Origin of the sequence: Paraburkholderia sp. JPY419 (genome assembly GCF_050435705.1) — a bacterium.
In the GTDB taxonomy this organism is placed as follows: Bacteria; Pseudomonadota; Gammaproteobacteria; order Burkholderiales; family Burkholderiaceae; genus Paraburkholderia; species Paraburkholderia youngii.
This window is the reverse complement of record NZ_JBNDKV010000004.1, coordinates 2,722,644-2,735,829: the sequence shown is the minus strand read 5'-3', so window position 1 is coordinate 2,735,829 and position 13,186 is coordinate 2,722,644. Positions and strand designations below refer to the sequence as shown.

The window sequence follows — 13,186 nt, the reverse complement described above, 5'->3', positions numbered from 1 at the left end:
TCATGCGTCGACTCAACCCGCCCATCGCGCTGGCGATATTCGTCGCGGCAGGCTTGAGCGGGTGCGCGACTTCATCGCTCGACATGGCGCCCGACAGCTCCGCGACGCCGTGGCAGCCACAGACCGATGCAGCCGGCGCCATCGTGCCGGGCGCACACGCGCCGGGTGCGCCGTCGGCGTCGACCACGCCCCGCTATCAGCTGCCCGCCAATCCGGCGCTCGCCGCCGTGCCGCCGCCACCCGCGCTCGATCCCACGCACGCGTACGAACTGCCCGAGTTGATCGACATCGCGGAGTCGGCCAATCCGTTGACCCGCATCGCGTGGAACGATGCGCGCAACGTGGCGCTCGCGGCCGGCATCGCGAAGAGTGCTTATCTGCCGCAATTGTCGGTCGCGGCGATGGCTCACTACACGGGCGGCAAAAGTTCGGACACGTCACAGCTCGGTCAAGCGTCGATCAGCGGCGAGACGCACGGCGTGACCTCGGTGCTGTCGCTGGAGTGGCTGCTGTTCGATTTCGGCGGGCGGGCCGCACGTGTCGAGGCCGCATCGCAGGCCTCGGTGGTCGCCAACATCGGCTTCACCGCAATCCATCAGCAGGTGATCTACGACGTCAGCGTCGCGTTCTACGCGTACCAGAGCGCCCGCGCTCGCCTCGGCACCGCAAAGCAAAGTGTCGCGAACGCCGACGCGATTCTGTCCGCCGCGCAATCGCGCTATCAGCGTGGGGTGGGCACCGTGATCGAAGTGGCCCAGGCTCGTCAGAACTTCGCGCAGGCAAAACTCGGCCTCGTGCAAGCCGAGGGGGCCGAAAGCAACGGTTACCTCGCATTAATCTCCGCGATGGGCATCTCTCCACTCGCCAAACCCGCGATCGCCGACATGCCTACCCACACACTATCGCCGGCGATGAGCGAGCCGATCGACCGGATCGTGGCCACGGCGATCGCGCGGCGTCCGGACGTGCTGAGCGCCTACGCGGCGGAACGCGCGAACCTTGCGAAGATCAAGGCGGCCGAGTCCGACTTCAAGCCGAAAGTGTTCTTGTCGGCGTCGGCGGCGTACAACACGAACAGTTCGTCGATTTCGGCGGTGCCAGGGATCGGCCAGCAATTGCCGACCGTCAATCTGAGCGGCAACCGTTATGGCGGCACCGTGGTGCTCGGCGTGTCGATTCCGCTGTATGACGGTGGCTTCCGCTCGGCCGTGCTCGCACAGGCACGCAACGACGCCGACAGCGCATCGACCCGTCTCGCGCACAGTCGCGAAGAGGCAGTGCGGCAGATCGTCGGCGCGCAGAACGCGCTGCAAACGAGCCTGAGCGCGCACACCGCCGCGAAGGAACTGCTCACCGCCGCGCAAACGACCTACGACGCCGCGTTCGACGCCTATCGCCACGGCGTAGGTTCGATCACCGATGCGCTGCTCGCGCAGAACCAGTTGCTGGCCGCGAAGAATGCCTACGCGGACAGCTATAGCGGCGCGCTGTCGGCGGCGGCGGCGCTTGCGCTCGCGACGGGTTCGATCGATGCTCCGGCCGGTGCGGGCCCGGACTCGCCGCTGGACGCGCCTGTCAACTGACGCAGCGCTGCTGCGTCGTCCCCTTCCTGCCGCCGTGCATCTGCTGGAATAATCACGGGCTTCCGACCGCCCTGCGGTCTTTCCTTGCCCTCTTCGTCGATCCCGCTGTCGATAGAACCCTTTGTCGTCCTGCCGATGCTGTTCTCCGCACTGCTTCACGCATATCGCTGGTCGGTGCGATCGCCGAAGCCACGCTCAGCGACGGTCGCGAATTCGGGCATTTCCCGATGTGCAATCAACGCGTGTAATTCACCACCGGCACGGAATAAGAAGTCGGCGCGAAATCGGTCCGGCCGCCGCCCTGCGACGAACCATTCGACGGCGCACCGTAGCCACTGTTCTGCGCAGCCTGGTTTTGCCCCGCGACCTTTGCTTCGGCCGCCTGGATATTGGCCGGATAGTCCATCGGACTCGCGTTGGACGGATCGTGCACCTGCGCGCGCGAGGGCGGCTGATTGGCCTGATTCGACTGCGCAAACGCCGCGAACGGCACGGAAATGAGCGCGACGATAACTCCAGCTTCGATCAGCGACCTGATGGACTTCATGATTTCCAACCTCCAGAGATGGCTTCATCCGATTGCCGCGGAGCCTCGCGCGGCAGCAAAAGCAGTTTAGGAGCCGGTCAGGCCGCGTAGTAAGCCCTGAACCATGAATTCACTGTTGCCATAGCGAACACAATTCGAAGTCACCAGGTTCCGGCGCGGCGTCAACGCGATGAACTACACTGATAACGCCAAACGACGCGCCACAGCCATCGCATTCGATCGAGGAGATAGACGCTCATGTCGCATCCCGTTGCCCTGCCGTCTTACCGCGACAGCGTGCGCGCCGAATGGGTCGACTACAACGGCCACATGCGCGACGCGTTCTACCTGCTGATCTTCAGTCTCGCGACCGACGAGCTGATCGATCTGATCGGCCTGCCCGATGCGGTGCGCAAAGAACGGCATCGATCGATCTACACGCTCGAAGCGCATGTCAACTATCTGCATGAAATCAAACGTGGCACGCCGGTGCGTGTCGACATGCGCGTGCTCGGCTACGACGCGAAACGTCTGCATGTGTACTTCGAAATGTTTGCGCTGGACGCGACGCAAAGCCAGCGCACCGGCCCCGTCGCCGCTGGCGAGCAGATGCTGCTGCACGTCGATACCAGCGGACCGCGCGGCGTCGCTTTCGATCCGGACGTCAAACTGCGCGTTCACGAACTTGCGCAAGCCCATGCGGCATTGCCGCCGGCGCGTTTCGCGGGACGTGCGATCGCATTGCCCTGCGCAACGCAACGGGAAGCACTACTCGAACGGAGTGACCATGCTTGAGCCGGAAATCGCCGCGTTTATCGAACGGGCCAGTGCGCTCTATCCGTCGCATCACGCGGCGATGACGCCGCGCGAGCAGCGCGAACTGTACGACCGTTACGCTGCCACGCTGACGCCGCCGCTGCCCAGCGAACTCACCACACAGGACGCAAGCTTTCGCACCGACGCGGGCCATGCGATCCCGCTTCGGCTCTACCGGCATCGAGCGAAAGCAAGCGAACACGGCACGAACCGCGGCACGGTGCTGTATTTTCATGGCGGCGGATTCGTGCTCGGCTCGCTGAACAGTCATCAGATGGTGACAGCGCGCCTCGCCGCGGACACCGGCCTTGACGTGATCGCGGTCGACTACCGGCTCGCGCCTGAGCATCGCGCGCCGGCCGCGCACGACGACTGCCTCGAGATCACGCGTGCCGCGTTGAACGACCGCCTGCCATTCGATCTGCCTGACCACGCCGGATTGCAACTCGCCGGCGATAGCGCCGGCGGCACGCTCGCGGCAAGCGTCGCGCTGCGCTTGCGCGACAACGGAGTGAGCGGGGTGCGCGGCATCGCGCTGGTTTATCCGATGCTCGGCATCGAGCCGCAACTACCCGCGCGCGACACCGAGGCCAATGCGCCGATGCTGACGCTCGCGGACGTGCATGAGTTTCGCAACGCGTACTGGGGGACAAGCGGGAGAAACAGCGGAGGAAGAGACGAAGAGAAAGGCGACCGCACGCCCGGCCCCGCATGGACGATTCCGCTCGCCGCAAGCCGCTTCGACGGACTGCCGCCGACGCTGGCCATCGGCGCGGAGCACGACCCGCTACGCGACGACGCGCGCGTGTTCGTCGAGCGGATTCGCGAGGCTGGTGGAGTTGCCCGGCTGCTGATCGGCACGGGGCTCGTGCATGGATGCTGGCGCGCGCTCGAAACGAGCCCCGGCGTGCAGGCCATGCACAAGGCTGTATGCGATTTTCTCCGCGAACACGCAGGCCATTAGCGCGGCGACACGAAGCACCGCGCCCGGTGCGCTACCAGGGGTCAGCGATTGCGCTCAGCGCGCCACTGCGCGAACGTGACGAGATCGAGGCCGACCTCGCCCGGCTCGATGCGGGTCCAGCCGAAGAACGCGTCGTCCCAGCCGGGAATGCTTTGCGGCGTCAGCGACCGGAACTTCATGCCGGAACGATACGCGAGGTCCGGCCAGAACAGCGGCATCACCTCGCGCGTGGCGAGCTGGCGCAGCAGGTCGGACGGGCCACCCTCGTCGGCGACGATTTCGCCCTGCGAGATCCAGTCGTTCTCGGCCCACGCGACGAATACGCTCGGGTTGCCCGCGGCGTCGAACATCAGGATCACGTTCTGCTCGGGCCGCCAGTAATACTCGACGATGCCCTGCGCGGCCACCACTTCGTCGATCACCTTGCGGGTGCGCGGATCGCAGTAGGTCATGCCGTTTTCACCGAGCGCGAGCCAGCCCGACTCCCCGCAATGGCGGCTCTTTGCGTCCTTCAGGAAATGGGTGAGGCGATTGGCCGAATCCGCATCGGTCTTGCGCAAGTACAGATCGACGATGCCGGCGTTGAACGCTTTCACCGCAACGGTTTCATCGGCGACGCCGGTGAGCAACACCTTCGCGCAACGCAGATGCGAGATCGACGACAGGAATTCGACGCCGCCGATGCCCGGCATGTCGTAGTCGACGACGACCGCCGCCACTTCCTCGAAGCGCGACGGCCGCGCAACGATGTCGCGTTCAGCCGAGGTCTCGACGAAGCGCTCGACACCTGGCTCGCTCAGACACGCCGACGCCGCCGCGAATTCGAGCGAATTCTCGCGCGCGTGCTGGCGGATATAGTTGAGGGCCGCTTGCGGCCGCGTGAAGAACAGGTTCGTGTAGGTGCCCGGAAAAAACCGGCGAAGCGCGTCGAGGTAGCTGTCGTTGTCGTCGACGAAAACCACCGTGGACGGATAAAAAACGGGAGGTCGAATAAAGTTGTTCATATCTTCACGTGTTTCCCACGCCGCCGCGAACGCGCCAGACCGACCGGTCGGTTGGTTGATCTGGCGTTTCGCAAAGCGACTGCCCAAGGTATGCCGGGCAATGTCTCGCCCGCGGGTCCGCATGATCAATGGGTTCTTGTCGCAACTTCCGGTCACCGCCTGCCGTCGCCGCTATCGACGCTGTTCGTGCATCTCGGATGGCCCGGTCTGGCGGGCCTGCCGGCATGTGCACTGCGAGCCAGTCGCTGCAAGTCACATTTACACGCCGGATAATCGAACTGTGGCAGCCGGTCGTCTGCAATGGTTCGTATAGTACAGGCTCCGGGCATTGGCGGCACAACTTAAATCGCTTTCCTGCAGGCGCCTACCGCGCAAATGCGGCGCGACTGATTGATCGAAAAGAAAACCGTGGAACACGGAAAAAATGCCCGCTTCGCTCGTGCCGGCCAAGCCTCTCGCGGCAGGCGTGCGCCGTTCCGGTGCCAGGTCCGATCAGACATCTACCATCATGACGCGTCGCAATATGCCGACGAGAAGCGTCGATGGCGAAATGGTCGTTTATCATCAGTCAATCGCAGTTGCTTAATGGTTGTTGCTTAGATATGACGAATACCGGGAAGATGATGATAGTTGGGCTGCTCGTGATCGATGCGGGCGTCGCCGGTTATCTGCTGTACCCTAGGGACGATCAGGTGCCGGCCGTGACCGGCTCGGTGACTCGCAGCGTCACCGGCACGGTGGAATCGCAACCGCAGACGGACACGACGCGTGCCATTGGCGGCAGCATGAGGCCGGCGCAACCGGTGAGCCCGCCCGCGGATCTCGCGAACAACGCCCCGATCGCGCCGCAATCGGCGGCCCCGCGGACGGAGTCGGCTGCTCCGGCACCACCCGCTCCGGCCCAGGCTCAGGCACTCGCCCCGGCACCGCCTCCAGCTCAGGCGCACGCTCCGGCACCCGCTCCCGCACAGTCCCTCCCCGCAACAGCGGCCGCCCCCGCGCCGAGCGTCACGCCCGATGCCGGCCAGACCGCCAGCGGCCGCATCGACAACGCAGCGCCGGCTGTGGGCAATCCGGCCGCGGTCGCGCGCGAGCGCTCGAAATCGCAGTCGTACGCACAGCAAAAAGCCCAATCGAGGCCACAGTACGGGCCGCGCATCGACCAGACGACCCAAGGCCGCCGGCGCGACGACACACACCCGAACGGCGCGAACCCCGTCGCCGCGATGCTAACGGATCAACTGGTCAAGGAATCGGCGAAACCCGACCCGTCGCTGCCGATGCCGTCTGGCGTCACCGTGCCGATGCCGTCTGACAATGGCCCCGGACCTGGCCCGGGTGTCGGCCGCGGCAGCACGAATCCGGTCGCGTCGGCGATGACCGATAAGCTCGTGCGCGAATCGTCGAAAGTGGGACCCACTCAGGGGCCCACTCAGCCCCCGGCTGAGCCGCCGATCCTCAACAAACCCTGAGCGACACCGGGCTCACGGCCGCGACGCCACCTCGTCGAGATGCGCGAGCAGATCGGCCGGATCGTCGTAGACGCGCAGCGCCCCCGCGCGCTCCAGTTCCTCGGTGCCGTAGCCACCCGACAGTACGCCGACGCCGAGCGAGCGGCAGCGGCGCGCGGCGAGCATGTCCCAGATGCTGTCGCCCACCACGACCGTGTGCTCGATCGGCACGCCGAGCCGCTCGGCCGCGGCGAGGAACAGGTCGGGATCGGGCTTCGCGTATTTGACGTCGTCGCGCGTGACGACGACCGCCTTGGCCGGATCGACGCCGAGCGCCGCCAGATTCAGCGACGCGGTTTCCATCCGCCCGCTCGTCGCGACGGCCCACGGCGTGCCGGCTTGCGTCAGCGCGGCGAGCAATTCGCGCGCGCCCGGCAGCGGGCAGACCTGCGCGCGCATCCGCTGATAGGCGGCCGCATGCGCATGCCGCAGCCGCTCGGCGCGTTCGACGCTGATCTCGCCGTGGGTCTCACGCAGCAACTGGTCGGTGAACAGCCCACCGCTCATGCCGATCTTGCGATGGATACGCCAGACGGATAGCGGGATACCCTCGCTGTCGAGCGCCTCTTTCCACGCCAGCACGTGCTGATAGACGCTGTCGACGAGCGTGCCGTCGAGGTCGAAAAGAAAGGATGTCTGGATACGCATGCCGGCCTCCGGTGATGATGGGTTCGTTCAGTCACTATGCCATGTGTCGATGAAGCGGCCAGGGCGGGCCGCCGCCTTTCAGCACGTTCCGGCATTAACCGATTTGCGCGAATTACCACGGATTCGCGCGTATTTCCCCCGATTTCGCCGTGCCCTCGCCCGGCGCACACCGGAACACGGTAAGCTTCGACCCTTCGTTGTTTGCACCGTCACGGTTTTTCGAAAAAATCCCCGCTTTATTTCTCCGCTGGACGCGTTCGGCACCGGCGGCTATCTCGGCGCGGCCGGCGACGCCACCGGCACGCTCAGCGGCTCGCTGCGCCTCGACAACTACGAGGTCAACGAATCCACAGGTCGCGGTCACGGTGGGCATGCGCCACGCGTTCTGATGCGCGCGCGCCGCGACGGTGAGATGCCCTCACGACTGCGCCGCCGCGATCACCTGCGACGCGAGCGCATGATGCTGGCCGCGTCGCGAGCGGATCGCGTGAATCTCCTCGATGACGCCGTCCGCGCGGCCGAGCCAGCGCAAGCCCCGCAATAACGTGAGATCGTCGGCGCCGAGCTCCGCCAGCGGAAACACGCCGAGCCCGCGCGCCGCGAACACCGCCATCAACGCGCTGTCCTCGAATTCGCCGACGACGCGCGGCCTGATTCCCTGCGCCTCGAACCAGCGGTCGAGCCGCGCGCGCAGTGCGCCGTGGCGGGTCGGCAGCAGCACGGGCAGGTCCGCGAGACAGTGCGGAAAGCCGTCGCGCGCCGGCTTGCGCACGATCTGCGTGGGCCCGTACCAGTCGACCGGCGAGCCCGCGACGCGCTGGCTCAGCACGCGCAGGTCCGCGCTGTGTGGCGCCGGCTGACAGGCGAGCACCAGATCGAGCCGATGCAGCGCGAGCTCCGACAACAGTTGCGGGGGCTCCCCCTCGTGACACAGCAGCCTTAGCGACGGCGTGGCTAGCACCGGCGCGAGCAACGCATGCGCGGCGAGCTTCGAAATCCCATCCGACAAACCGACCGCGAGCCGCACCGACTCCGCGCCGCTCGTCTCGCGCATCTCGTCGAGCAACGCCTCGCCCAGCTGAAATATCTGCTCCGCGCGATTGAACGCCTGCTCACCGGCTTCGGTCATCGCGACGCCGCGCCCGGCGGGCTTCAATAGCTGGCGCCCGAGCGCTTTCTCGAGTTCGCGAACCTGCGCGCTGATCGTCTGCACGGCCATGTCGAGTCTCGCGGCCGCGCGCGCGAAGCCGCCCTCCTTCACGACGATCCAGAAGTAGTACAGGTGACGATAGTTGAGCATGCGGATCCGATACTTCGAAAAAACCGAAATGTCGTTCAGATTAGCACTGGTTCTTTCGAACCGTGAACAGGCCGATGATGGCGGTTCCGCCGCTCGCGGCGCACTCGCTTGCCCCACCTCATGGACTCCCTGTTTGCACTCGTTGCCGATCCCGCCGCCTGGGCCGCACTGGTTACGCTGATCGTGATGGAAATCGTGCTAGGCATCGATAACCTGATCTTCATTTCGATCCTCAGCAACCGCTTGCCGGAAGCGCAACGCGCACACACACAGCGCATCGGGCTGCTGCTCGCGCTGGTGATGCGGCTGATTCTGCTCAGCACCGTCGCGTGGATCGCGAAGCTGACCGCGGTCGCGTTCACGCTGTTCGATCATGGTTTTTCGTGGCGCGATCTGATCCTCGTCGCTGGCGGCTTGTTCCTGGTGTGGAAAGCGACCACCGAAATCCGTCAGCACATGATCCCCGATGACGAAGTCACCGCGAAATCGAACTCGACCGTACAGCTGACCGTGGCCGCCGCGATCGGTCAGATCATCCTGCTCGACATCGTGTTTTCGGTCGACAGCATCATCACCGCGGTCGGCATGACCGAGCACCTGCCGATCATGTTCGTCGCGGTGATCGTATCGATCATGGTGATGCTGTTCGCGGCGCAGCCGCTCGCGCGTTTCATCGATCGCAATCCGACCATCGTGATGCTGGCGCTGAGCTTCCTGCTCGTGATCGGCATGACGCTGATCGCTGATGGTTTCGGCTCGCACGTGCCGAAGGCCTATATCTACGCGGCGATGGCGTTCTCCGCGTTCGTCGAGGGGATGAACATGCTCGCGCGGCGCACGAAGACGAAACGGCTGGCAATCAACGAGGAGTAATGCCGTGATGAAATGTCCGGCGGCTTGGCGCAAGCAGCTTCCAGCCGCCGTTGGCGCGTTAGCGCGCCTTCCTGCGAGCGCCCTTGGCGGTCGTCGCGGCGCGCGGCGCTTCCTTCTCGACCGGTGCGCCGCCGTTCATCTGCTCGAGCCACGACAGCGTATCGACATACGACAGAAACTGCTTCAGATACCCCGGCGACAGCTCGCGCATCAACGACAGCGCACGATGCACGAGGCTGCTCGAATTGAGCGGCCCCGCGTTGCCGGGCACCTGCGCGAGCGACTGGCGCAACTGCTTTTCGGTGCGGACTTTCGACCAGACTTCGCGGAAGTAGTCGAGCGCGGGGAGTTCGGGATAGGCGGCGGCGTGCGGAGCGTCGGCCCGCGCGTGGTGGCGGGCAAGCCGTTCGATCAGCGCCGCGAGCGTGGCGTCGCTGGCCGCGTCGGCTTCAACGGGAGTGGCTTGCAACGCGCTCCCGGCCGCGGCCGCACACTCGACCTCGGCCGTATATTCGGCCAGTAATGCTGCCAACCGTTGCCCGATCACACGTCGCGTCTCGCCGCTGTGCCGCGCCGCGCGCCGCGCAAGCGCGTCGAGCAGATGAAAGCGCAGCGGATCGAGCCGATCCGCACCGCTCGCGCGCCATGCATCGAGCGTCGCGCGAGCCGCGTCGATTGCGTCGTCAAGCACCGGACTTCTCCGCCGTCGTCGCGCTCGACGGCCGCGGCACCGGCGCGATTTCGACGCGGCGGTTTTTCGCGCGGCCGGATTCGTCGGCATTCGAACTGACCGGCTGCTCGGCGCCGAACGCGGCCGCAAACACCGACGACGCCGGCACGCCCTCGTCGATCAGCGTGCGCGTGACCGTCAACGCGCGCTGCGCTGACAGCTCCCAGTTGTCGGCGAAGCGCCGATTGCCTTCGCGCAGGCGTTGATCGTCGGTGAAGCCGCTGACCATCAGGATCTGATCGCTCGCGCGCAGATACGCGGACAGCGGACCGGCGAGGCTCTTCAGCAGCGCGCGGCCCTCGGGCTGCAGCTGCGCGGAGTTCAGCGCGAACAGCACGTTGCCGCTAATGCCGATGCGGCCATTGACGAGCGTCACGCGCCCCGCCGCGAGCGGTCCCGCGAGCGCCTGCTCGAGCGTCTTGCGCCGCTGCGTTTCGGCCTGGCGCTGCTTGACCTCCTGCTCGAGCTTGTTCGATAGCACGAGCTGCATGCCGATCACGCTCACCAGAATCAGCACGAACGCGCCGACCAGCACCGACATCAGATCGCCGAACGAGGCCCAGACCGGCGCGGCCGTTTCCACGCCGCCGTCGATGTCCTCGCTCATACCGCGTCGGCTCCGGCGGTCGCGCGCTGCGCGGCCAGCAACTGCAGGTCTTCGACGATCTGCTTCTGCGACATCACGCTGAGATCGACCACATCGCGCGCCTGTGCGACGTAGTAGGCGAGCTGTTCGTCGCTACGGGCAAGCGATTTGTCGAGCGCCGCTTCGATGCGTTCGAGATGCGCGACGAGCTTGTCGTTCGCTTCGCCGAACATTCCGACGGCCGCGCCGAACGCTTCGCCGAGACTCGCGACTTCGACCGCGCTGCCGGTGACCTGCGCGGCGACCGTGCCGAGCTTGCCGGTTTCGTGCTCGAGGTGCTCGGAGAAGCGATTGCCGACGCGTTCGAGCAGATCCGCCGACGTCGAGACCAAGGCATCGACGGCGCTGCGCTGTTCGGTCGACGCGTGGTTGACCGCGTCCAGCAGCGTTTCCAGCGTGGCGAGCAGACGGCTGCGCTCTTCCAGCATCGCGGTGTCGCGGACCATGCTGTCGGAGAGCTTCTGGCGCAGCTCCGCGACGACTTCGGCGGCGGCCTTCGGCGCTTCCGATGCCGCCTGCACGAGGCGTTCGATCTCGGCGATCGTCGCGCTGGCGTGGGCTTGCGTCTGCGCGGAGATATCGCGCGCGGTTTGCGCGAGTGCGTCGCAGATCTGCTGCTGACGGGTCGCCGTTTGCGAACCCGTTTGCTGCCATTGTTCGCTGAGCTTTGCGGTCATTGCAGCGAGCGCTTCGGTCCATGCGGCGAAGCGCTGTTCGTCGCGCGCGGCGAGTTCGGCTTGCAGGTTTGCTGCGGCCTTCGGTGCTTCGGCCGCGGCCTGCACCAGTCGATCGATTTCGGCGATCGTCGCGCTCGCATGCGTTTGCGTCTGCGCGGAGATATCGCGTGCCGTTTGCGCGAGCGCGTCGCAGATTTGCTGCTGATGGCTTGCAGCTTGCGAACCCGTTTGCTGCCATTGCTCGTTGAGTTTCGCCGTCATCGCACCGAGTGCTTCGGTCCATGCGGCGAAGCGCTGTTCGTCGCGCGCGGCGAGTTCGGCTTGCAGATTTGCTGCGGCCTTCGGTGCTTCAGCCGCGGCCTGCACCAGCCGATCGATTTCGGCGATCGTCGCGCTGGCGTGCGTTTGCGTCTGCGCAGAAATTTCGCGCGCCGTCTGTGCAAGCGCGTCGCAGATTTGCTGCTGATGGCTGGCGGCCTGCGCACCCGTCTGCCGCCATTGCTCGCCGAGCTTCGCGCCCATTGCGTCGAGCGCCTCCGCCCATGCGCTCAAACGCTGCTCGTCGCGCGCAGTCAGTTCCGTCTGCAAGTTCGTATGCGAGCTACCGACAGCACTCAGCAACGCCGCGGCATGCTGTTCGAACGTCGCGGCGGCGCGCGCCAACGCCTGCTCGTTGTTGGCGGCGAGCTTGCCGCCCGCGCTTTGCTGCTTTGCCAATGCGTCACCCCACGCCTGCGAGATGCCGCTGGCCGTCGCTTCGAGCCGCGCGGACACGCCGTCGAGCAACGCGGCCGAGCGCTGTTCGAACGCTTCGGCAACGCGTTCGACCGAAGCGCGCTGTTGCGCGGCCAACTCGTCGCTCGCCTGCCGATGTCCGGCGAGCGCGCTGCTCCAAATCTCGGCGAGGTTCGCGCTGGTCGCCGCGAAACCGCTCGACATGCCGTCGAGTTGGCGCTGCACGGCCTGGGTCACCGCGTCGTGCAACGCGGCGGTTTCGCGCGAAAGGCCGGCCATCGTCGCTTCGACGACCGGCTGCAGGGCCCGGCCCGCAGCCTGCGCGCTGCCGGCCACGCTGTCTTTCAGCGACTGCTCGATCACACCGGCCAGACGCAGATAAGCCGCTTCGGTGCGTCCGTAAAACGCGTCGAGACTCGCGATCTGCCGCTCGTTCGACGCGGCGCTTTGCTGTTCGAGCGCGCTCATCATCGTCTGCAGACGTTCGACCAGCAGCGGCGTCGCTTCGGCCTGGCGTTGCAGCAGCCGGAAGCTTTCGTCGCGCTGATGGCTCAGCGAGTACACGCGCAAAGTCGCCGCGATCTGCACGTCGAGCTGTTGCGCCGCTTCGAGCCGCTCGCGGCGGCATAGCGCCGACAGCAGCCCGAGCATCGCCGAGGTCGCGACACCCGCGATCGAGGTGCCGAATGCGAAGCTCAGCCCCTTGACCGGCGCCGCCAGCGATGCGCGGATCGCCTGCAGGTCGCTCGCGCTCTCCAGCGCGAGGCCGGTGCCGCGCAGCGTCATCACCATGCCGAGCAGCGTGCCGAGCATGCCGAGCAACACCAGCAGGCCGACCAGATACGGCGTCAACGCGGGTCCCGGCAACGCGACGCGCTCGCCTTCGACGCGCAGCCGCACGCTATTGCGCAGACTCGGATGGACGGGTTCGAGAAACGCGGCAAGGCTCGGCGGTGGTCCAGACAGCGCAGCAAGCGCGCCCGTCAGCGTAGTGGTCGCCTGACTATAGCGGCGCAATTCGAGCGCGCCCAGCACATAGAAGACGCCGATCAGCAGCGTGACGGCGAACGCGAGCGCATTGGAGACGGCGTAACCGACGGCGATCCAGCACGCCGCGGCGAGCCCCGCGAGAAATACAACGAGATCGATACGATATCTGGACATGGGGTCCCA

The 13,186-nt window shown here is 66.1% G+C and carries 13 protein-coding genes; 5 read left to right on the top strand and 8 right to left on the bottom strand.

Annotated elements, in window-relative coordinates:
• Positions 1–2: 2 nt before the first annotated feature.
• Positions 3–1,583 carry a TolC family protein gene (locus QFZ91_RS41090; RefSeq protein WP_429570805.1) on the top strand — a complete coding sequence of 527 codons (1,581 nt, stop codon included), beginning with the start codon at positions 3–5 and terminating at the stop codon, positions 1,581–1,583.
• 235 nt (positions 1,584–1,818) lie between these two features.
• Here the strand turns inward: QFZ91_RS41090 and QFZ91_RS41085 are convergent, their stop codons facing one another.
• Positions 1,819–2,130: a hypothetical protein gene (locus tag QFZ91_RS41085; protein WP_429570804.1), complete on the bottom strand. Its 312-nt coding sequence runs from the start codon at positions 2,128–2,130 to the stop codon at positions 1,819–1,821.
• Positions 2,131–2,367: 237 nt separating this feature from the next.
• On the opposite strand from QFZ91_RS41085, the gene QFZ91_RS41080 reads away from it, so the two are divergent.
• Positions 2,368–2,904: a thioesterase family protein gene (locus tag QFZ91_RS41080; RefSeq protein ID WP_429570803.1), complete on the top strand. Its 537-nt coding sequence runs from the start codon at positions 2,368–2,370 to the stop codon at positions 2,902–2,904.
• Positions 2,897–3,889 (top strand): alpha/beta hydrolase, encoded by a 993-nt coding sequence (locus QFZ91_RS41075; protein WP_429570802.1) that lies wholly within the window; start codon positions 2,897–2,899, stop codon positions 3,887–3,889. The genes QFZ91_RS41080 and QFZ91_RS41075 overlap by 8 nt, the downstream gene beginning before the upstream one ends.
• Before the next feature lie 41 nt (positions 3,890–3,930).
• Here QFZ91_RS41075 and QFZ91_RS41070 read toward each other — a convergent pair whose 3' ends face one another.
• The gene (locus tag QFZ91_RS41070; protein ID WP_176365993.1) at positions 3,931–4,893 is read right to left on the bottom strand and encodes a response regulator; all 963 of its coding nucleotides are present in this window, start codon (positions 4,891–4,893) and stop codon (positions 3,931–3,933) included.
• Positions 4,894–5,513: 620 nt separating this feature from the next.
• Between QFZ91_RS41070 and QFZ91_RS41065 the strand changes: the two genes are divergently transcribed.
• The gene (locus QFZ91_RS41065; RefSeq protein WP_429570801.1) at positions 5,514–6,365 is read left to right on the top strand and encodes a hypothetical protein; all 852 of its coding nucleotides are present in this window, start codon (positions 5,514–5,516) and stop codon (positions 6,363–6,365) included.
• A gap of 12 nt (positions 6,366–6,377) precedes the next feature.
• On the opposite strand, the gene QFZ91_RS41060 is transcribed toward QFZ91_RS41065, so the two are convergent.
• The 3 genes from QFZ91_RS41060 to QFZ91_RS41050 all read right to left on the bottom strand — a co-directional run bounded on the left by QFZ91_RS41060 (position 6,378) and on the right by QFZ91_RS41050 (position 8,352).
• Positions 6,378–7,052 (bottom strand): HAD family hydrolase, encoded by a 675-nt coding sequence (locus tag QFZ91_RS41060; RefSeq protein ID WP_176106585.1) that lies wholly within the window; start codon positions 7,050–7,052, stop codon positions 6,378–6,380.
• 112 nt (positions 7,053–7,164) lie between these two features.
• Positions 7,165–7,425 (bottom strand): hypothetical protein, encoded by a 261-nt coding sequence (locus QFZ91_RS41055; protein ID WP_429570976.1) that lies wholly within the window; start codon positions 7,423–7,425, stop codon positions 7,165–7,167.
• A 45-nt stretch (positions 7,426–7,470) separates the two neighbouring features.
• A complete protein-coding gene (locus QFZ91_RS41050) occupies positions 7,471–8,352 on the bottom strand; it encodes a LysR family transcriptional regulator (RefSeq protein ID WP_429570800.1) in 882 nt (293 codons plus the stop codon).
• A 120-nt stretch (positions 8,353–8,472) separates the two neighbouring features.
• Between QFZ91_RS41050 and QFZ91_RS41045 the strand changes: the two genes are divergently transcribed.
• A complete protein-coding gene (locus tag QFZ91_RS41045) occupies positions 8,473–9,225 on the top strand; it encodes a TerC family protein (RefSeq protein ID WP_429570799.1) in 753 nt (250 codons plus the stop codon).
• 58 nt (positions 9,226–9,283) lie between these two features.
• Here QFZ91_RS41045 and QFZ91_RS41040 read toward each other — a convergent pair whose 3' ends face one another.
• Genes QFZ91_RS41040 through QFZ91_RS41030 form a run of 3 tightly spaced genes read right to left on the bottom strand, consistent with a single transcriptional unit; the run spans position 9,284 to position 13,177 of the window.
• A complete protein-coding gene (locus QFZ91_RS41040) occupies positions 9,284–9,916 on the bottom strand; it encodes a DUF2894 domain-containing protein (RefSeq protein ID WP_429570798.1) in 633 nt (210 codons plus the stop codon).
• Positions 9,909–10,562, bottom strand: coding sequence for an OmpA family protein (locus tag QFZ91_RS41035; protein WP_429570797.1), 654 nt, complete (start codon positions 10,560–10,562; stop codon positions 9,909–9,911). The genes QFZ91_RS41040 and QFZ91_RS41035 overlap by 8 nt, the downstream gene beginning before the upstream one ends.
• Entirely contained in the window at positions 10,559–13,177 is a 2,619-nt protein-coding gene (locus QFZ91_RS41030) for a DUF802 domain-containing protein (RefSeq protein WP_429570796.1), read from the bottom strand. The genes QFZ91_RS41035 and QFZ91_RS41030 overlap by 4 nt, the downstream gene beginning before the upstream one ends.
• Positions 13,178–13,186 lie beyond the last annotated feature (9 nt).